Origin of the sequence: Amycolatopsis rubida (assembly GCF_900115345.1) — a bacterium.
GTDB classification, from domain to species: domain Bacteria; phylum Actinomycetota; class Actinomycetes; order Mycobacteriales; family Pseudonocardiaceae; genus Amycolatopsis; species Amycolatopsis rubida.
In genome coordinates, this window is the sequence record NZ_FOWC01000024.1 from 61711 (window position 1) to 81176 (window position 19466).

At 62.2% G+C, this 19466-nt stretch carries 17 protein-coding genes; 8 read left to right on the plus strand and 9 right to left on the minus strand.

Features of this window, described 5'->3' with window-relative positions; genetic code table 11:
• The first annotated feature begins 107 nt into the window (after nt 1-107).
• Entirely contained in the window at nt 108-1241 is a 1134-nt protein-coding gene (locus BM362_RS43740) for an NsdA family TPR-like regulatory protein (RefSeq protein ID WP_244287481.1), read from the plus strand.
• Here BM362_RS43740 and BM362_RS43745 read toward each other — a convergent pair.
• Both BM362_RS43745 and BM362_RS43750 read right to left on the minus strand, forming a co-directional pair.
• Nucleotides 1227-1775, minus strand: coding sequence for an NUDIX hydrolase (locus BM362_RS43745; RefSeq protein ID WP_093577147.1), 549 nt, complete (start codon nt 1773-1775; stop codon nt 1227-1229). The genes BM362_RS43740 and BM362_RS43745 overlap by 15 nt on opposite strands.
• 42 nt (nt 1776-1817) lie before the next feature.
• Nucleotides 1818-2975, minus strand: a complete 1158-nt coding sequence (locus BM362_RS43750) for an NsdA family TPR-like regulatory protein (protein WP_093577148.1) — start codon at nt 2973-2975, stop codon at nt 1818-1820.
• 144 nt (nt 2976-3119) lie between these two features.
• Here BM362_RS43750 and BM362_RS43755 point away from each other — a divergent pair, with 144 nt between their 5' ends.
• From BM362_RS43755 to BM362_RS43770, 4 genes are all read left to right on the plus strand, one after another.
• Entirely contained in the window at nt 3120-3575 is a 456-nt protein-coding gene (locus BM362_RS43755; protein ID WP_093577149.1) for a hypothetical protein, read from the plus strand.
• Complete coding sequence (locus BM362_RS43760) at nt 3572-3814, plus strand: hypothetical protein (RefSeq protein WP_093577150.1); 243 nt, start codon at nt 3572-3574, stop codon at nt 3812-3814. Before BM362_RS43755 ends, BM362_RS43760 begins: the two co-directional genes overlap by 4 nt.
• Nucleotides 3815-3972: 158 nt before the next feature.
• Nucleotides 3973-4167: a hypothetical protein gene (locus BM362_RS49760; RefSeq protein WP_244287482.1), complete on the plus strand. Its 195-nt coding sequence runs from the start codon at nt 3973-3975 to the stop codon at nt 4165-4167.
• 345 nt (nt 4168-4512) lie between these two features.
• Nucleotides 4513-4824 (plus strand): signal peptidase I, encoded by a 312-nt coding sequence (locus BM362_RS43770; protein ID WP_093577151.1) that lies wholly within the window; start codon nt 4513-4515, stop codon nt 4822-4824.
• 282 nt (nt 4825-5106) lie between these two features.
• Here the strand turns inward: BM362_RS43770 and drmB are convergent, their stop codons facing one another.
• Genes drmB through BM362_RS47175 form a run of 5 tightly spaced genes read right to left on the minus strand, consistent with a single transcriptional unit; the run spans nt 5107 to nt 14386 of the window.
• A complete protein-coding gene (gene drmB, locus BM362_RS43775; protein WP_208865524.1) occupies nt 5107-6972 on the minus strand; it encodes a DUF1998 domain-containing protein in 1866 nt (621 codons plus the stop codon).
• A gap of 8 nt (nt 6973-6980) precedes the next feature.
• On the minus strand, nt 6981-10436 hold the full coding sequence (locus BM362_RS43780; RefSeq protein ID WP_093577152.1) for a helicase-related protein: 3456 nt from the start codon (nt 10434-10436) through the stop codon (nt 6981-6983).
• Entirely contained in the window at nt 10429-12120 is a 1692-nt protein-coding gene (locus tag BM362_RS43785; RefSeq protein ID WP_167545667.1) for a nuclease-related domain-containing DEAD/DEAH box helicase, read from the minus strand. Before BM362_RS43785 ends, BM362_RS43780 begins: the two co-directional genes overlap by 8 nt.
• Nucleotides 12117-13595: a hypothetical protein gene (locus tag BM362_RS47170; RefSeq protein ID WP_143132641.1), complete on the minus strand. Its 1479-nt coding sequence runs from the start codon at nt 13593-13595 to the stop codon at nt 12117-12119. Before BM362_RS47170 ends, BM362_RS43785 begins: the two co-directional genes overlap by 4 nt.
• Before the next feature lie 17 nt (nt 13596-13612).
• Complete coding sequence (locus tag BM362_RS47175; RefSeq protein WP_143132642.1) at nt 13613-14386, minus strand: hypothetical protein; 774 nt, start codon at nt 14384-14386, stop codon at nt 13613-13615.
• A gap of 711 nt (nt 14387-15097) precedes the next feature.
• On the opposite strand from BM362_RS47175, the gene BM362_RS43790 reads away from it, so the two are divergent.
• Both BM362_RS43790 and BM362_RS43795 read left to right on the plus strand, forming a co-directional pair.
• Nucleotides 15098-15490, plus strand: coding sequence for a very short patch repair endonuclease (locus BM362_RS43790; RefSeq protein WP_093577154.1), 393 nt, complete (start codon nt 15098-15100; stop codon nt 15488-15490).
• A 107-nt stretch (nt 15491-15597) separates the two neighbouring features.
• Nucleotides 15598-16833, plus strand: coding sequence for a DNA cytosine methyltransferase (locus BM362_RS43795; RefSeq protein WP_093577155.1), 1236 nt, complete (start codon nt 15598-15600; stop codon nt 16831-16833).
• A 101-nt stretch (nt 16834-16934) separates the two neighbouring features.
• Here BM362_RS43795 and BM362_RS43800 read toward each other — a convergent pair whose 3' ends face one another.
• Together BM362_RS43800 and BM362_RS47180 are read right to left on the minus strand one after the other, a co-directional pair.
• Nucleotides 16935-18563, minus strand: coding sequence for a hypothetical protein (locus BM362_RS43800; RefSeq protein ID WP_093577156.1), 1629 nt, complete (start codon nt 18561-18563; stop codon nt 16935-16937).
• Nucleotides 18544-18900 (minus strand): ATP-binding protein, encoded by a 357-nt coding sequence (locus BM362_RS47180; protein WP_143132643.1) that lies wholly within the window; start codon nt 18898-18900, stop codon nt 18544-18546. The genes BM362_RS43800 and BM362_RS47180 overlap by 20 nt, the downstream gene beginning before the upstream one ends.
• A gap of 89 nt (nt 18901-18989) precedes the next feature.
• On the opposite strand from BM362_RS47180, the gene BM362_RS47185 reads away from it, so the two are divergent.
• The gene (locus BM362_RS47185) at nt 18990-19349 is read left to right on the plus strand and encodes a hypothetical protein (RefSeq protein ID WP_143132644.1); all 360 of its coding nucleotides are present in this window, start codon (nt 18990-18992) and stop codon (nt 19347-19349) included.
• The last annotated feature ends 117 nt before the right edge of the window (nt 19350-19466 follow it).

Genomic DNA, 19466 nt, shown 5'->3' on the forward strand with positions numbered 1-19466 from the left:
CTAAGAAACGGCATTTCCGCGTTGGTCGGGAGCTGGCAGCGGATGACAAACCCGGTGTTATCTCTTGTTACCTGCGCAGGTCAGCGCACTTATCCGGCGGTCAGGTCATGACCTCGACAACTGCGCTGCAGGCGGCGCGCAATGCGCTCGGCTGGAGTCAAGAAAAGCTCGCGCGAGCCATCAACGCCCGCGCCGCGGCCCACGGACTGCCGGAGCGTTCGGTTCCGAGCAGAAAGACGGACATCTCCCGATGGGAGAACGGGCACGTGATGCCCGAACCCCCGATGCGAGCGGTCTTGCGCGAGATCTACGGCCGGACCGACGACGACCTCGGATTCCCGTCGGGAGACTTCGGCGGTCCGTCCGGCGACGAACTCGCCGAGCGGCTGATCATCGCCCGCAGGGTGGACGAGCAGACGATCGAGCTGTTCCGCGAAGAGGTGATCAGCGTCCGACACGCCGACCGCCGGTTCGGGTCGGCGGCGCGGCTCGAACGGCTCCGTGGTCAGATCGCCGAGGTAGAGGGCCTGCTCAGGCACACGATCTTGCGCCGCGACCGCGCTCCGCTGGCCGGTGTGTTGGTCGAGGCATCGACGCTGGCCGGCTGGAACTCGCTCGACATCGGCGCGCTCGACCAGGCGTGGACGCACTACGAACGCGCGAAGTACGCCGCGACGGAGTCCGGCTCGGCAGCCTTGCTCGCCCACGCCACCGCCGAGCAGGCATTCGTCCTCATCGACGTGGGCAACGTCGAGGACGCGCTCGCCCTGTTCGCGGAAGCGCGGTCGATCGGCGAACATGCTCCTGAGCTGCTGCGAGCGTGGCTCGCGGCCGCCGAAGGGGAGGGCCATGCGATCGCCGGCCACCGGGACGACGCCCTTCGCTCGTTCGACGAAGCCGACACGCTCTTGCCGAACGAGGTCGTGCACCCCGAGCTGCCGTTCGTCTTCCTCGGCGGCAGCCACCTCGACCGCTGGCGCGGAAACGGCCTGGTCCACCTCGGCGCGCCGGAAGCGATCGAGCACCTCGAGCGTGTGGTCGAGGGCATCGGATCGACGTCGTTCGTCCGGGCTGGCGCCGCGGTGTATGTGGATCTCGCCCACGCCTACAGCGCAGCGGGCGACCGGGAGGCCGCCAGGACCTACGCACTGCAGGCCCGGCGGGTCATCTCCCAGGTTGGTTCCGTGCGATTGCGTCGCCGCCTCGAACGGCTCGTACTGCCCGGCTCACGCCCGGCGTGAGTTGAGGTAGTAGAGCAGCGACACCAGCGTGCCGGAGCCGAGCAGTTCCTGACGCTGCGCAAGCTCGTTGACCCGCGACAGCGGCACCCACTCAACCCGGCCGACCTCTTCGGTGTCGGTCGGGTCGCCGATGTGCTCGGCCTGACGCCACAGGTACACGTCGACCGGGGCGGTGACCTGGCCGGGAAGCGGCTCGAAGCTCACCAGGTGCTCGGGCTCGCCCACAGGCTGCCAGCCGGACTCCTCGGCCGCCTCACGAGCGGCGGTGCCAGCGGAGTCGTCGCCGTCGTCGACCATGCCGCCCAGCAGCTCGTAGCCCCACTGCTCGGTAGCGAAGCGGTAGCGCCACAGCATCAGCGCCTCATCCTGGTCGTTCACGATCAGCGCTATGGCGATCCTGGCCAGGTGCACGACGTGGTAGTCCCAGCGTTCACCGTTCGGCGCCTCGACGTCGGTCAGCCCGACCTTGACCCACTTGTTGTCGTAGACCAGCCGCTCACCGAACGTCTTCCACGACCCATGTTCCTCAGCCACGCCGCGAGCCTACGGGCTGGCGGCTCCCGCTCGTACCGCCCTTCAGTTCGCCAGCCCGATCAGCCGAGCGATCCGACGTTGCTGCCGGACAGAACCGATTTCGACGGCCAAAGTCCGAGCACGCTGAGCGTGCGCGCGTCCCTCAACGCGCTCACCCATCGCAAAGAACGCCGTCGCCAGGTCCACTCGCAAACCCGTCTCCGCGCGGGTGAACGTCGGATCGAGACGGCTCAACGCTGTGGAGAGCACGTCAACGGCGTCCGGCTCGCCGACCCTGGCGAGCGCGTGTCCACGCCAGCGCGCCAGATGGACTGGATCGAGGACGACATAAGGACCGTCCACCGCGGACACATCGGCTGGCAACAACCCCGCGGCGCGGTCGAAGGCACGCATGCTCGCCGAGCGCTGCCCGTCCGCTGCGAGGGCTTCGCCGTGTGCGGCAGCGAGCCACGACCTCAGCAGACGGCCAGCAACGCGCTGGGCCCGCTGCTCGGTGGCCTGCAGCAGCTCGACGGCTGATGCTGTCTCCTCGACGTCGATCAGCACGAAAGCCTGTTCAGCGGCCGTGTGCACCTCGAACGCCGCGTCACCGGACTCGCGGGCGGCCGCTTTGGCTCGCTCGTAGAACTGCCAGGAGTCGCCGACGAACCCCATGTCGAGCTGCTGCCAGCCGGCGAGCGTGCCGAACTCGGCGAGCAGGGCTCCGAGCTGGCTCCGAACCCCCGGAGTCAGGCTGTGCGAGCGCAGGCGCGTGATCTGCCGGACCTTTGTGGACACCTCTTCGTGCGCCGTCGAGGCACCCAGCTGCCGGTCAAGACGGCGTACCGCGGTCAACTGGTCCTCAAGCAAGGCGAGGACGTCGGCGTTCACGCGGCGGGCAGCGCTGAGCCGCTGCCGCAACTCCTCTTCAGCCGCCTCGACCGGCCCGCGGACGACATCGGGTGAGGACAGCAAGTCGTCAATCGGGAGACCAAGCATCCGTTCGAGCAGGCGGGCAGTGGCCGGCCGCGGACGCCCGTCCGGCTTGCGTCCCGAGATCAGGCGCTGCAGGTGCCGCACGCTGAGCGTGCCGGTCTCGCCGAACGTGCGCGCGAACCGCTCGGCATCCTCGACGAACTCGGCGAGCGTCTGACTCCGCTCACGGAGCTTCAGCTCCAGAACGGTGCGCGTCAGGTCGTCGGTTCCGTCCTCGGCTGCCATCTCCGCCCTCCTGACGTGCCACTCGCGATATGTCCTCGCTAAGTCGTCCGCGTGACCTGGCGCTTATATGAGCGCACAAGTCAGGCTGATTTCAGATTCTACAGCCCGTAGTGGCTGGTCAGCCGGTAGGTAGCGGAGGGGCACGTGAGCGACGTAGTACGGCAGGGGAGGGCCGCTGGGCTGTACGTGAGCTGGCACAGGAGCGACATCGACGGCCGCGACCACGCGGTGACCGACGAGGAGTTCTCCCGGGGCTGGCGCGACGCGCTCGGCCGATACGAGGGGCTGTGCGGGCACGTCGTGCTGCCGACGTCGATGCTCGTCGCGCCCGGCCGGCCGTGTGTCCGCTGCCGCGCGTTCCTGGCGGCTCGGACCACGCTCCCGACGGTCGAACAGCGCCTTCACCCACCGCGGCACCGTAAGCCGTCACGCTGGCGTCGACTCTTCCAGCACGTCCCGCAGGTCAACGTGCCTGAACAGGCCCACTCGCACAGCGCCCGCACTTCTCGCGCTCGCGGGTTCCAGACTTCGGCGGGGGCGGGTAGCGCGCCGATCGCACCCGCCCTCGCCGGACGCCACGAGCGGCGGAGCGAGCGATGACGACCAGGCTGATCATCGCGCGCCCGCTGCCCGGCACCGTGGGCGAGACCCGCCGCGTCGTCCACCTGTTCCCGCTGCCGGCCGACGCCGCCATGCCGGAGCGTCTGACCGCGTACTGCGACGCCACGTTCGGCCCCGGCGAACTGGAGCTGCTGGAACGCCCGCTCGGCATGCCGTGTTTGATCTGCCTCCAGCGCTCACCGCGCCCCACCAGCGAACTCCCGGCGGCCGAGTCGTGACACCACCAGTACGGGCCGTTCTGCCGACGTTTCAGCAGGAACTCGACCCGCTGTTGCTCATGCCGGTTCGGCTGTTCATTGCGTGCCTACTCGCCGACGGCGAGTGGAGCGACGACATCGCCGTTCGGAGCGCTCTGCAGCTTGGTGAACGATCCTTCGTGACGCATGTCGAGTGCCTGCGGGCGGCGGGGTATCTGGAGATCCGCTCCCAGGGAGACCGTAAGAAGCTCCGCTTGACGTATCTCGGCTGGGATAGGTTCGCAGAGCACGTCGGCGCGCTGAGCCGGGTCGCGTTCGCCGCTGTCAAACTCCTCCCGACCACGCGGCGCCCTCGGGGCGACGTCGGGCTGTGACGGGCACGAGCAGCGTCTCGAATGCCAGCACGCGAAAGCTCGGACGATCAGTTGTGACGAGCGGTGCGACAGCAGCGACAGCCGTCACAGGAATAGTTTCCGCAGGTCGGCCGGTCTTTCGAGCCGTCACGCCAGGCGAGACGGTGTGACAGACATCGGGCACGGCGTGTGACGGCCGATCTCACCCGCGGCTGCAGCGATCGCTGCTGATCCTTCCAACGAGAGGCTGTTGGAACACAGGGTGCGAGTCCGGTCGCATCTGCATCAGATGTCGGCTTCGATCAGATGCAAGCAATCGGGCAGCTACGCGCTGGTGCTGGAGTACTGAAGCCAGGAGGTAACCGAATGGGCGACGAACCCGCCAACGGCAGTTGGACAGCTGGCAACGCCAACGACGACTCAGCCGACACTCGCGGATGGCTGGTGGGCCACTTCATTGACCCATCGCACGGCGGCCGTGCTACCAGCGACGTCGAAGTGAAGTGGGCGCATCACAATGCGCGGGAGAGGCGCTTGCACTGGACATCGGACGACCAGCGCACCACGCTCGTGATCTTGATCTCCGGTACGTTCCGCGTGGACGTCACGGATGGCAGCAGGACAATGAGTCGACAAGGTGATTACATGATGTGGGGGCCGGGCACCGATCATTCCTAGGAGGCTCTAACAGACTCCGTCGTCGTGACTATTAGGCGGCCTTCGACCCCATGATTCGTTGATAAAACCTTGGATCGAGAACTGTGATTTTCTCACAACAGAGTCGGGTGAACGTTGGCCGGCACGTCGAATTTCCGCTGAGGCGGCGATGAGTACCATGCATTTGCCCCGGGCGGCGTGCCGCCCATAGACTTCGTTAGAGCGATATTGGGCTGCAGTCGCTGTTTCCGGATGTCGAGCTCCAAGATTGATCGACGAGAATTCCGACCCATCTAATTAACGTTAGTTGAAGAACCCCGTCTCCGGATCGGTCATCGTGCCGACGAGCATCGCTCTGTCGAGGAAGCGGTTGAACTCCTCGCACGCCGTCTCAGGAAGCAGGGTGCAGCTGTGACATGCCGCAAGGTTACAGGATTCCGGACCTTGCCCGGACTCGCCGAGGTCCATGCACACGGGGTCGGATGCACACCATGTCGCATTCTCGCGTGCCGCACGCAGGACAGGTTCGAGGCGTCCGGGTCTGCCCATACGTACGAGCCCGCCCATCGTGCCCTCGGAGTCGCCGGATGCCGTGTAGATGAGCAGGCCTGCCATGGCATTGGGAGCTTCTGAGACGAACAGCCTCTCGCGGAGTGCCGCCGAGCTATATCCGCATTCGAACACCAACTGATTGATAAGTAGGTGGGCAAAGGTGTGAATCAATACCATTCGCGCGGTTAGAGGTCCTGACAAAGTATTCCCGCGCGCGGCTGCTTCGCGCTGCTGGAGTAGCTTCGCGACACGGCTGACGACGCTGGACCGCGACTCCCAAGCTGCGACTCTGTCCGCGTCGAACTCCAGATAGATCCCTTCCCCATAGACTTCGTACGCAGGAAGCCATTGGTCCGAGTAGTCGACAGGGGCGGCGCGCAGCATCGCTTTGCCAGCCTCCCGCGTCGGGGCTCGCGGGTAGACTCGGGAGAATCCCCACAAGGCACGGGTCTCGCGGAGTCGATCCACCAGCGTGACGCGGTCCAGCCAGTCGCCGAGGTCGTCACCGTAGGCGTCGTGGTCGATCGCACTAATGCGCAGTGACTCGTTTGAGCTGGTCTCCCGCAACATCTGGAATTCCGGGCGGCGAAATTCCTGTTCACCGACGTCTGCGCTGTCTGCCCGGCCTTCTGCAGCCATCTCGCCTTGCATGACCGCAAGTGCTTCCCGGATGTCGTCGTCCGAAATTGTCGCGCTCTGGGCCCCGGCGTACTTCCTCACCGTTTCAGGAGTTAACTGGTGCCCTAGTTCGAGGAGTGCGCTTACAACGGAACCGACGGTCTGCTGGCGAAGGACGTCGAGCGCATCCTGAACGCCAGTCGTGTGCTGTGGTAAGTAGATCGAGCTAGCAACCTGTGCGAAGTAGACGTTGGATGCTCCTCGCAGGCTTGCCCGGATTGGAACACCGCATGGCTGCGAGCTATGGGCACCGTGCCAAGGCATGCGTCCGGGACAGGGAAACTCTTGTCCACGCTGGAGGTTGGAAGTCAGTCGCGAGGATCCGTCCGGGTTCACCATTGTCACGTCGCGCAGTGTCCGTGGCCTCACCCCGCATTCGCACTCGACACGCTGCCCGTCGAGAGTCCCGCCGCCCGTCGATATCAGCTTTAGCTCGCCGCGGCAGGTAGGGCTGACGTCTTGGTGCACCCATTCTCGCCACGGGAAGTCCATAATATGTCCATTTTCGCAGATCGCAACAAACGAAACCTGGACCATGAGACTGTCGTACTTTTGGTCTGCGTGAACCTCCGCATTGCATGCCGGCTTCTCCTGCAGCGATAGGGGATGCTGTGCGAGCCGCTTGCAGCCGGAGAAGGGGCAGAAGCTCCAGGTCGGGAAGCGCAAAAAGGGTACCGTCAAGCCTACGTTAACTGCGCGGCTGCCAGAAGATTCGTGTGTCCGCAAGTCCGGTGGCAGACGGAACCCGCCAACCTTCAACCGCTGCTGCAGTCGCCACTCGCTCAATTCGAACTCTGCAAGGTCCAGGTCGGTGTGCTCTGGTCTACTGAACCAGTGGTCGAGCCCCGCACCGATGACAGACGTTCCATTCGCCAGTACGCTCATCGCACCGACGCCGAAAGGGGCAATGAGCTGCGAACGCCGGATGACTCCCTCCATCGCCTGCCTCATTCGTCGTCATCTCCGTCCGAGTCGCCAACTGGCTTGTAAGCGTAGCTGGATGTCACTTCGATCCTGCAATTCGCGTCCACATTGCGCATGGACGTCGGCGTCTCCCACGTTCGTCCGCGAACCTTTTCCTCGACCGTGGTTCCCGGGTAGCGGATAAGTCCGTTGTTCGGATCGCCACGGTCTGGGTTGGCGTCCCACTTGGTCCGCTCCCAGTGCTTCCACTGGTTCACGCGCCGGGCCAGGACTCTATCGAGGTCGTCGAGGTCCACTCCGTCGAGAAGGCGGGCACGCTGCCTCAGTAAGTCGGCGGCCCTGTCGATCTCATCCGCAGGGACTGGGTAGGGTTTGAGACTTTGCGGCCCCCTCTGCCGTACATAGGCGACCAGGGCCGCGTGGACGGCTCGTTCCAGCACCGGCAGCGCGAAGGGTGTTACGCTGGTTGGTTCGACTTGAGCGTACAGCCGTTCGTGAAAGGTGCGGAAGCGCTCGTAGTGCGAGCGATCTCTTGGCTTTGCAGCACCATAAAGCGTAACGACGAGGCCAGGGCGCTCCTCCCAACGTCGCCCGACCCGACCGGTTACTTGGATGTACTGCGACGTGGTCTTCGGCTGGCCGACTACCGTCATGAGCGACAGTCGGTCAATGTCAATACCGACCTCGATGATGTTCGAGGCGAGGCAGACGTCAATGCAACCTTGCTCGCCGAGGCCGACCTCGAGCGCGGCGATCGCACGTGGTACTTCGTCGTTCCGGAGTCTGCTCGTCAGCTCGAGCGGCCGGCGCGGCCATCGCTGGTGGTTCCTGTCCAGGCCGTCGCGGTTGTTGACACCACCGAGATACGTCGGAATGTCCGCCTGGAAGAGGGTCAGTGTGTTACCTAGCTCGCGCAGGCTGTTGAAGAAAGTCAGACATGTCCACCATGGATCACGCTCGTTCGCGGGCAGCTCCATGGGAGCTTGGAGAAGTGCCGAGGCGGTCCGCACCTGCGCCGTTTGCATCGACCCGAGACCTGGGCCATGAACACCCAGGTATCGTCGACCGTGGAGGAGGCTTCCATCCTCTCTGCGGGCCCATGTCGCAAAAAACGAATTATCTGCGGTTAGACCGTGTGGGGGGAAGAGCCGTGTGTCTTTACGTCCGTACAGGTTGCGGACTTGTTCCCGGTACCGGCGGATCGTCGCAGTCGAGGCCACGATCTTCGGCTTCGTCGGGCTGGGGCTGTCGTCGTTGATGCATAGATCTTCGATGACAGCCTCGTAAAGTCCGGACATTGAGCCGAGTGGGCCTGAGATCAAGTGTAGCTCGTCCTGGATGATCAGGCCGGGAGGCGAAGCGTTGCGCCGACCAGCGGAGTCAAGCCCGAACAGTGCACGTGCATCGGGCTTCCAGGCGAGCAGCGCGAACTTGTCGACTGTCCCAATAACGAGACTCGGTCGCGCGGCGTACAAGTCATCGTCCACTACGTATACCGGCAGAGGGCGCCGAGAGAAGTGACACTTCGAATCTGAGCACTGAAACCGAACGCTCGCGCCAATCTTGCGGTAGCCGGCAATGGCGTATTTCTTTCTACCCGCCTGCTGATCGCGGATCGCACCGAAGGCAGCATTGCACCAAGGGCAGCGCAGAAGAAGAAATGGATTCTCTGCGCCGCTCGGCATCTTTGCAAGCTTGGAGACAGCATCCTTGCGGTTGTTCGGAGTGCTGGTACCGCCTACCCAGATTCCAATTGAGAACTCTTCTTCGCCAAGCTCAGGAGTGCGCTCTTTAAGTTCCTCCATAGCACAAATTAGCGCAGACGCCCTTAAAAACTGCTGAGTAGTCAGGAGTCGAAGAGTGTATCGCATGAAGACTTCTGTGCCGGTGTCGGTTTGGTCGCGGAGGCGGCGCAGGAATATCGTGAACGCCGCAACTGCCAAGTAGGCTTCAGTCTTTCCGCCGCCGGTCGGAAAAAAGATCAGATCAACTGTATCCCGGTACTCGCTGTCACTGTCGGCTATCGAATCAAGGACGGCGAGAAAGAAGGCGATCTGGAACGGCCGCCAAAAGCCGCGGCCGTTGTGCGGCTCCGATGTCGGCGGGGCGCCAGAAAAAATAAACTCGCCTTCGGGTCCAAGGGTCAGATTGCGCACCGGTTCGCTCGATCGTGACTGCTGGGTCAGCATCGCACGATTGGCGAGTTGGAAAGCTTTACGAACGTCATGGGAATCTTCCACGAGTCGCCATCCGGCCCGCATCCTGTGCAACGCCGCTTCGCATTCGCTTAGATGAGTTTCTGCGGTTGGCATCATATGTGCTGGCAGCTTCGCTATCTCGTTGCGACGATCTTCGATCCACTCCTGATACGCGGCCAGAAGCGTGTCGATCTGCTGGCGCGCCTGCGGTAGCTGGCGGTCGTCCGCCAGTGCGCGCATGTCGACAAGGAGCTCGCTGCGGTCGCGAAGCTTGATCACCGGCGTGATACTCGGTGTCTCGAATGTGGGAAGGACTGTTGCTTCAGCCCATGTCAAACGGTCACCACCGACCTCGCCGCCCCAGTCCGCGGCACATCCGTGTCCAACCGCATACATCTTATGGTGGCGGTACAGCATTGCGATGCTTGCCTTCTCCGGATCATCGGAGAGGTCTTCTGCGGCCGACCTATAAGGCAGGATTGCCGCGCCGTCCTGGGCGGTGACCTTGAATCCGCTCTGGAATAGACTGGCGAGGTCCTTACGTCCGCGAGTCCGGTTTTCGACATAGAATGTGATGAGTCGATCGTCGGTGTTGTCGCCTATCGGTCTGCTGTACGCGCCGACTGCGATATCTAGGCCCTCATCCCCGACCCGTTCACCTTGCGAGACGTCCTCTCGGACTGTTCGCCGGCCCGGATGCGCTGTGAGGTCGGCTGCAGTGAATATTGATCGAATAGTGACGGGCTCGCGCCGGTACCAGGAGCGCTCTGCCGAACCGATGTGGACTGTTAATTCGTGATACCGGCCAAACGTGCCTGATAGTTCGACACGGCTACCTGCGGGAAGCCATACCTGGCAGGTTATTCCCATGGTATTCGGTCGATAGGTATTGGCGTTCCCTAGGTCGAAGTCGTCGTCGTCAGCTGTCCTGGTGTTTGCTCCCTGGAGTGAGGCATTCAAGCTGGCGCTCAATTTCTCGAAGTCGGCTTCGGGCATCTCCTTGTCTTGCGGGATACTGTCCTCATCTGTATTGCTCGTGCCGTTTTCTGTGGGCGACTGCGGGTTGAACAAGACTCCCACGCCATAGCGAGTCGTAGGTCCTGCCTCAGTGAGGATTTCTTCCCCGGTTCTCTTGTCGTGCCATGGCCCACGTGCCTGCTCCCACGCAGAAAACCGAGGTTGGGCCGACGTGTCAAGAGGCTTACCAGCGGGCTTCGGACCGATAAGTTCGGCAGTGAGCGCGGCTTGAATATGCTCTCGGGCTCGGATGAAGTCAGGCATCGGACATCTCCTTCGTGAGAAGATCTGCGACGGCTGGGCCCGCATTGCGGTTTACGAGGAGGCAGAGGGCCCCGGTGCTCCGTGTCATTGCTATGTAGAGTAGGTCTTGCGCCGCGCGCCCCTGCAGGTTCTCGACATCAGTGACGATGACAGCTGGAGCGTCGAGACCCTTGAATGCGTGCACCGTGCAGTAGCGTGCCCGACGGAGTGTTGTACTACCGACCGGTGCGACCCATTGAGAGAGCGGGACATCTCGGCTCCTGGCTGCAACGCCGTCCGCCTTGGCCGAGAGTATGACAATCTCGTCATGAGCGTAGCCCTCGCGGTGGAGCCGCTTCAGGTGGGTCAGCAGGAGCCGTTCTTGGTCACTCGCGCTTGCGTAGAGGGCGAATGCGACGTTGACGCCGTCGTCAGGCCGGCGGAAGCCTTGGTATCCCGGCGCCAGGGCAGCCAGCGTCGCCGCCATGCGGCCGACTCTCGGCGTGTTGCGACAATTGCGCCGGAGGACGGCTTCAACGGCGTCAGCGGAACGTGTGCTTAGGCTACTATGCCCCTTGGTGCTCCCGAAAATTGCTTGGCGCTCGAAATCGCCAAACATGCGCCATGTCCCGGAAGACAGTCCGCCTTTGACCGCCAAGTCAAGAACATCTAGATATGATGGATCCATTAAGTCTTGGGCCTCGTCGACTAGAAGCATGTCAGCTGGCTGAGCTGCACTGTCGAGCATCGCTTCGAGCGCCAGCTCCGGGAGCTCCTTGCGCCACCATGTGTCGGACGCGTCGTCGGGTGGACGCACACCAGATTCTCTACACATGAGAGCATGCAGCGTTTCGACCCGGACACCAGAGGGAACAACGCCTTTCAGCCAATCGGACAGAAGCTTACTGAAGCAAACGAGCAGTACAGATCGGCCACGGCGTACGCTTCTTCGCGCTTCTTCCAGTGCCAGAAAAGTCTTGCCTGTGCCAGCCGCACCCGTGAATAGCACGCGAGCTTCTCGCTCCATCACATCCAGTGCGTCATATTGCTCTTCTGTGAAGCGAAGCACTTGCTGTGCACGTTCAGATCGCAGGGATTCCGATGAGACGGCGAGCTCGAATTCGGGTCTCAATGTGCGAACAAGCAGCTTGCACGTACGTTCGTTGGGGGCTTCACGTCGGAGGCCACTTGCCTTCCGCAAGAGGTGTGTACGACCCCTGGTGAGCACCTCGGTCACCGCAGTCGCGACTGGGCGTGCAAGGTCATCTTGGTCGAGCAGCTGCCAGTCGTGCCACTCCACGCTCCGGGGCAACCGGGCTCTGCAGTTCGTGAACCAGACTGCACACAGCACTGGTACGGCTGCGAGCGCAGGATCGGACTTGCGGAGAAAAGTCATAATGGCGCGCATTTGTTCGTCGGCCTGTTTGAACGGGCTTCGGGGAGTGGGCGGTTGTCTGCCAAGAAGCCAGTTGCCGTCGGAGTCTCGACCAATCCGCTTGTGGGCCTTGACCTCGATGCACAAAACACCCAGTTGCGGCACAATCACCACAAAGTCGACCTCGCCGCACACCTGGCTCGGGTGGTCGGCAAGTTCGAGTGAATGGAGCACGGTCCAGTCCTCGGTGCCGGGTGCGGACTGGAAGCGCTCGAAGAGCCGGAGCTCGCCCGGGCTGGACGTGTCCTGGTCGAAGATCGAGGGGATCATGCGAGCCATTCGGCGCCCCTGAGCTGGAGCGCGGTACGGAGAGCAGACGCGGGTACCGTTGTGGTCTCCGGTGAGACTGCGATTACCTTGAAAAGGGTGATCTGGAGCGAGCCGGAGCCACTTCCCACCGAAAGCGTCACTGTATCCTCAGTGTCCATCCGGCGTATGACAGCCTCGTCAACGCTGTCTCCGAGCTCTTTGACTAATTGCTGACCGGCCTTGAGGTGAGCGGAATGAAGCTTTCTCGCCGCGCTTAAACAAGCCTCGACATCCTTGGTCTCAAGATATTCCAGTAGTCTGCCGAAAGTCGGTTGGCGTGGGCTGATACAGTTTCTACCGGCCCAGTATCGGGCATAAGTAAGCGTGAGTCGGGGTCTGTCCAGTGCGCGCCGGATGGCTGGTAGCTTACCCGCCTCGAGATGATGGCGCAGTGCACACTTCCAAAGATCTTGCTGCTCGCGAACGACTGCTTCGTCATCACCTAGGACTGCGCTGACCCTCGGCAGCAGCGTGTCACGCTCACTGATCCCTTTGCGCAGCAGAACGATGCTCCCGACATCGAGCTCAGAAGCCGGTAGTTGTCGTACCCAGTGCCCGGCAGCTGCGGCCGGATCGACTCCACGGATGGTGTCAGCATCGACGTCCAGGTAGAAGCCGTACCCTCCGGCAAGTGCGACGAGGTGGGCTGGAACGTCATCGGAGGGGTCGTCGTCCTGGGGCTTGCCTCCGACCGGCTCGACGCCCGACCAATCGACTGTTTCTGCTGGCGGTCTGATGGTCTCGTATACGCGGCTAGACGTGCGCTGAGCCGGCAGCGGCAGCTCGATACCGGAACCACCAGCTGTGGCGAATAGTCCGGAGACCACGCTCCGGTCCCGCAGCCAGGCATGGTGAACAAGCACCAGCTCTACACAGCGCGGCGCTGTAAAGAGTTCGTCCGCGAACCACGACGAAATTCCGGCGACGATCGCGCGCCTCCAGACTGGACCGTTGAGGAACTGCCGAGGGCTGACGAAGGCAACGCTTGGAAGGCGGGCGCTAAGCTGCCGCTGGAATGCCTGCCGAGCAGAGACTCCTACAGACACGACACATACGCTTCCGTGCGTGTTCACTGTAGCGGCAGCGATTGAATCACCGAGCTGATCCTCGGCATCTTCGAGCCTTCCCGCTGCCGTGACAAGGCGACGCAGCTCTTCCAGCACGCCCTGGTCTACCCGCTCAGCGAGTCGATGAACTTCGGTGCGTAGAACTCCGAGTGCGACACTTATGCCTTCTGCGCCAGCAAGTGGCTCGGTGAGTAGACGCCAACGCAGAGCAGCTGCGGCATTCCGCGCATCTGACCAGACAACAGGGCGGCCGCGCTCCTCCACCCGCGCAACGAAGGTCGAGACGGCCGTGCAAATACCGTGCACGATGGGGTCATCTACGACAGACCTCTCGACCCGCAAGTGTGAGGCCGCGTAGTACTTGACCACTGCGTCTTCTAATCTGCTCATGTGGGCTGTCCGAATGCGATTGCCTCTACTCCCGACGGCGGCGTCCAGCCGATCTCGCGCATCTCGAGCCTTCGCGCACTGCGTCGCTCATTGAGGATAGCGTCTGCGGCTGCGACAGCAGAGGAGTCGTTCCGATGAACAAGTGCGAGGACGATATCGGCATTCTCGATGTTGCCGAACCATCGATTCACCGCTGCAGCACCATCGAGGATGAGGAAGCGGTGCCCGGGTTCTGCCGCAGGGAGGGGCCAATCGAATGAATGCGTTCCGCAGATTACGCTTTGCCAGCCCTGCGCTTGGTACTTATCGAATGGCCGAAGTATCGCATGTACCGGGCCCAGTCGAGCGCCGGAGCTAGTCCTGGCTACTAGTAGGTTCAACTCGTCCTGAAGGTCAGTTAACGGGCCCATCACCACGCACGCAGTCCGGCCTTCGGTTGCAAAGAGGCCCGGCCGTGCGGATGGCACCATGTTACGAATAAAGTCCGCATCATATTCGATGTCGTACCTCCGCTCGCGGTAGTCGGGTCTTGCCCATGGCGCGGGTGTGATGTCTGCGCAATGAGACGGTCTCAAGGCTTTCCGGCCGAACCGAAGATTGCCCTTTAAATCCGTGCCCATCACCGGTCCGACCTCAACCTTCCCGCCGGCCGACATCACGGCTCGCACCATCGTGTGCGGTGGTAGTGATGCCAGCCGGTGAAAGTTGTCATTGGCACCGGGTAAGACCCGGTCCCGGTACGAGATGCGCACCATGCCGAGGGCGGCCATGACAGCCGCATACTCTCGGCTGGGAGTCGTCGTAGCTATGACCACTTTGCGAAACCGGCGAGGGACATAGCTGGCGATCGTTCTTGCCATCCGCGCCCCCAGTATCTGCCACGAGTCCATCCATGCTGGTGAGGCTTGCTCGGTGCCTGAGTCGTCGGAGATGGTGAGAAGCGACTTGGGGGTGCCCTCCACCGACTAGTCCACCTCCCCCTCATGTCCACAGCGATGTCCAGTGGCGTTCACGGTGTGAAGTCGCCGCAAATCATCAACGCCCTTGAGATCGTAGCCAAGTAGTCCGCACACCTCCGCATGATCGCTCGCGGGCCGCAGTTTGCTACACCCAATCAGACGAGTGAGGCGGTGCAGGAGCACGCGGCGAAGCTCACGATAGCGAGCAATGATCGCGCAGTTGGCCGGGGACCGGAGCCTTTGCTCACCCGTTCGGCCGAGCGATGGCGTGGTGTTTACGGACCCTGAGAACGTATCTTGACCTCATCGTTGTGCGACTGTTGCCATCGGCTGGAAACAGATCACGGTAGGCGGATCGAGGCCGCAGCGCGGTGACCGGTCGGCCCCGCTGGCGTCCGAGTCGGCTCGCGAAATAGACTGTGACCGGCCAGGGTTCAGTCGGCGAAGTCGCGATGTCAGGAGGTCGGTCGTTTGCCTCGTCAGCGTGAGAGCTGGGCATCAAGCGACGCCATACGGCATACGATGCTCGGCTGTCGGAGCAGGGACACTCGGCCTGAGAAGGTGCTTCGTTCCCTTTTGCACGCGATGGGCCTGCGGTTTCGTGTTTGCGCTCGGCCGGTTGCCGAGGTCCGTCGGACCGCCGACGTTGTCTTCCCGAAGGCGCGAGTAGCGATCTTCGTGGATGGCTGCTTCTGGCATGGATGTCCTGAGCATTACCGCCTTCCGCGAACCAACACGGCCTACTGGGACGACAAGATCACGGGCAACCAGACGCGAGACCGACAGACGGACGAGCTGCTTCAAGAAGCCGGATGGACTGTCATGCGAGTCTGGGAACACGAGGACGCCGCTGTGGCAGCGAGGAAGGTCGCGCTTGCGGTTTCGTGCGCACACGACGACAAGTCTTTGCGATAGCGAATTTTCTGATCGTCCACTTCAACTGAAGTTGCCATGTAAGCTGCAACAGCTTGCACGCCTTTGTCTGAGATGTCAACCGGGAACGAGGAGAAACCTTGACTCCATTGCGCGCTGTTTCCCTCTTCTCCGGGTGCGGTGGGTTCTGCGAGGGGGTTCGCCTTGGTGGATTCGATGTTCACGCCGCTGTCGAGCTCGATCGGTATGCAGTGGAGACGTATCGCCATAATTTCCCCGAGGTTCCACTGTTTCATGGCGATGTTTGTGACTTTCTGAACGATGGCTCGGTCGGATGGCGTCGAGAGCGGCCGCGATTCCTTCATGTTAAACAGACTCCGACGGACCTTGTCTTCGGCGGACCGCCGTGCCAGGGGTTCAGTCAGATCGGCCCGAGGGCAGTTGATGACCCTCGAAACACTCTATACCAAGAGTTTGTCAGGGTGTTAGCCGTGCTGCAGCCCAAGGTCTTCCTGATGGAAAACGTGCCAAACATGTTAGCGCTGGCGGGTGGTCGCTTTAAAGACGAGGTGCTAGCCGCACTGTCCAACGTCGGCTATTCGAATGCCGGCGTGGCGCTTGTATATGCGAGTGACTATGGTGTTGCGCAGCTGCGTCGCCGGGCAATCTTTTTTGGCGTGAGCGACAAGTATGACCTCGGCATGGATGCACGCGACTTTCTTGTAAAGAGCTTAGAAGCTGAGCGTGTACCCACGCCGTCAGTAGGTAAAGTACTACAAGATCTTCCGGAAGGGGTTTCGGAAGATGATGGGCCACTTCCGTATCCATCTGGCAGGAGGGTGACAAAGCCCGGACGAGAATATCGTCTTGATCGCGACGGAAACTGGTACTCCAGCGAATTAAAGTTGGCTGCCCTTGGGGGGCTTTCAGTTCAACTATATAATCATCATACCAAAAGTATGATGGACCGTCGTCGTGAGCTTATCCAAGGTCTTAAAGCGGGAGCTAACGGCAGAACCCTTTCGCCCGGTGTATGGTCGGGTGCGCGAGCAGAGAAATGGCGTCGTCTGGATCCAGAGAAGCCGTCCCATACTATCCTTGCTCAAATGCACCGGGATATGTCTGAGTGGGTCCATCCGTGGCTGCACCGATGGATCACGGTGCGTGAAGCTGCGCGCCTCCAGTCGTTCCATGATGGGTTCGTGTTCAAATCAAGTGAATGGCAGATGCTCAAGCAGGTCGGCAATGCGGTACCGCCTCTTATGGCCCGTGCGCTAGCCGTCGTAGCGGCGGCTGCGATATCTCGGCTGACCAGTGGTCGAGAGGAACTAAACCGGAATGGTAGACGTCGAACGCTTCGAGACGGTCGTCCTGGTGCTCGCTAACGAGCTCTCGGGCGTGCCGCGTCGGTGTAAGTGGGCCACTGACGGATCTGTTTCAATCCTGTGTTCCGGTAGCGGCTCTGCGAACCGCTACCGGAACAGGGTCAGGCTGCTGCTTTCCCGAAAAGGCCACCGCCGGCGGTCAGGATGCGCTGTTCGACATTTACCAGGCCGAGCATCGCCGAGCTCAGTGCAACGATGCTCACCAGTTTTTCGACGTCGTCCTTGCCGATGATTACTGGTCCGTTGGCATCGGTGGCCACAGTGGTGCCGCTGAGTCGGCGAGCATGGACAACGTGAGCCACGGCCTCCTCGCCATAGATTCGCTGGATGAGGTCGATCACTTTGTCGCTGTCCGCCTTCGGCCAAACGTCCTGGGTCCAGTGGCGGAAATCTTCGACAAAAACAGGGTGACGATCGTTCAGATGCACGACACCTCGGAAGACAACAGTGCCTTCTCTGAGGTCGTCGTTCTCGTCAAAGCGAGCGAGGTAGATGGCTTCTTCGGCATCGAACGTGTCCCACTTATAGCCGGGGTATCCGGCACGTACGTCGCTGGTTTCGCCACGGGTGTCGCCGGTCGAGGCTGGTGTGAGGATTTTGCCAGTGCCCTTCGTGCCGCCCCCGCCTCCTGACGGTCGTGGGTGAGGCGTAGGCGAGAACGGCCGGGGCGTCCGCTTGTTCGGGTTGCCGGCGCGCTCGTCGCTGTCGGTTCCTCGCAGTTTGCCGGCGGCTGCCGCCAGCAGCCGGGAGGCGCGGAATCGCGGGTTGAGCCGGTCGAGTATCCGGGCAAGGTTCTTCGCCATCGCCGGGTCGGTCTGGGCGGTGTTTGCGCTCCGGGCTTCGTCGCGAGCTTGGGCCAATGTGGCCGGGAACTTCGCGTAGAACGCGTCACCCCAAGCGTCCCATGGCAGCTCGCCTCCACCCTTGGCGTGCAGACTGAACCGTGATGCGTGCGTGAGCACACCCCACTTGGTCGGCTCCTGATCGCTGTACACCGGGGGCTTGACGATCAGCCAGGTGCGGCCGCGGATCTCATCGGTGACGCCGAATTGTCGGTATCGGGACTGCTTGGCTTCGACGTGGTAAGCCTCGCCCTGATAGTCAACGCAGACGACGGGGGTACCGGTCCGGTAGTCGGCTGATCCGGACACTGGTGGGGTCGGCGCGGGCACGTACGTCCACTCCACGCGAGTGCCGTGTTCGTCGACGATAACTTCTCCGGACTGGGCTTGTGTCGGAATGAAGTTGCGCAGGCCGTTGACCTTGCGCTGGTGAAGTACGATCGCCTTGCCCGACGGCAGCTCGATGACTGTGTCTTTGCTTGCGCTTCGACCGGGTCGGGCGCGCGGGTACTCGATGTCCTCGATGGTCGTGTCTACCCGCTTACCTTTGCGCTCGGGTATGTCCAGCAGCCGGCCGTTGAGATAGCGGACCATGCCACCGGCCGTCTCTTTTCGCGCGGGGTCGGGGTCGCCGTCTATCGTATCGGCGTGCGCTGAGTCGCCGAGCAGAACGATGACAGTGCCCTGGTCTTTCAGCCACGACGGTTTGACTGCGGACCAGTCGCAGCCGTGGTCCGGGTCATCGAATGGGACCACCACGTCCTCGTACCTAATCTCGCCGGTTTCTTCGTCCTCGACTTGCCATTCGTGGAGTGCGTAGTTGCCGTCCGGGTCACGCTCGATCCACAGCATCGAGCCGTTGGAGTACTCAGGGGTATAGCTGATCACGACGACGCCGTAAGGCGTTCCATGGAAGTACCGAGGATTTGAACCCTTGACCAAAATTGCCGTCGATGCCAATCGGCTTGCCGCCGCCACCGAAGCTGGTCATAAAGATTCGCATTTCGTCCGGTTCCATGCCGCTACCGTTGTCGGAGATCATCATCCGGAGGTTGCCTTTGGACTCGGCGGCCTGGCGCTCCAACCCGAAGAAAATGCGGCTGGCGCCGCACTCTTCGGCGTTGCGCCACGCCTCCCGCGTCCACTGATAGGGCCCGCCGGCCTCGTACGCTTGACGAATAAGTTCCTTGGCGCCGGACTCCGGCACCGTGACACGACGTGCCACAGCCGTCACACCTTTCATGCCTAGAACCGATGTCCTAGAATTCGCGTGCAAGAGCCACGCGCCCTTGCCTCGGCTTCAGACATATCGCGATGTTCATCGCTGAGCGCAAGACTGTTCGACAGGGCCGTCTCGACCATGTCGACTGCCCGGCGGAGCACCGCGACGTCGCCATGCTGGTCGTAGTAGCCGATAACCATCGCCAGGACGGCGTAGATTTCATGCTGTGGGTACCGACTCACTTTGTGTCCTCACAACGAATTGGAGAGTACATCGCTGCGAGCACTGTCGCGGATTTCGATCTGGTCAACACCGTGCGGTCCTGGCTCGACGCATACGACAGACTTGATGCCGCGGCCAGGAAACCTGCGATGAGACATCGCCGGCCTTCAGACGCGCGCCACCGACTGGTTGAGCCCAGCTCATCCGAGCAGTTCGAGTGGTGTGGTTAGTGTGCAATTCGCCCCTCCGCAGTCATCTCCCCGCCCGCTGCCGAACACCTGGCAGGGAACACCCCGACACCGCACGGCGCACTACCCATTCCGCGCTCGTCTGCGGTTACTTCTGCA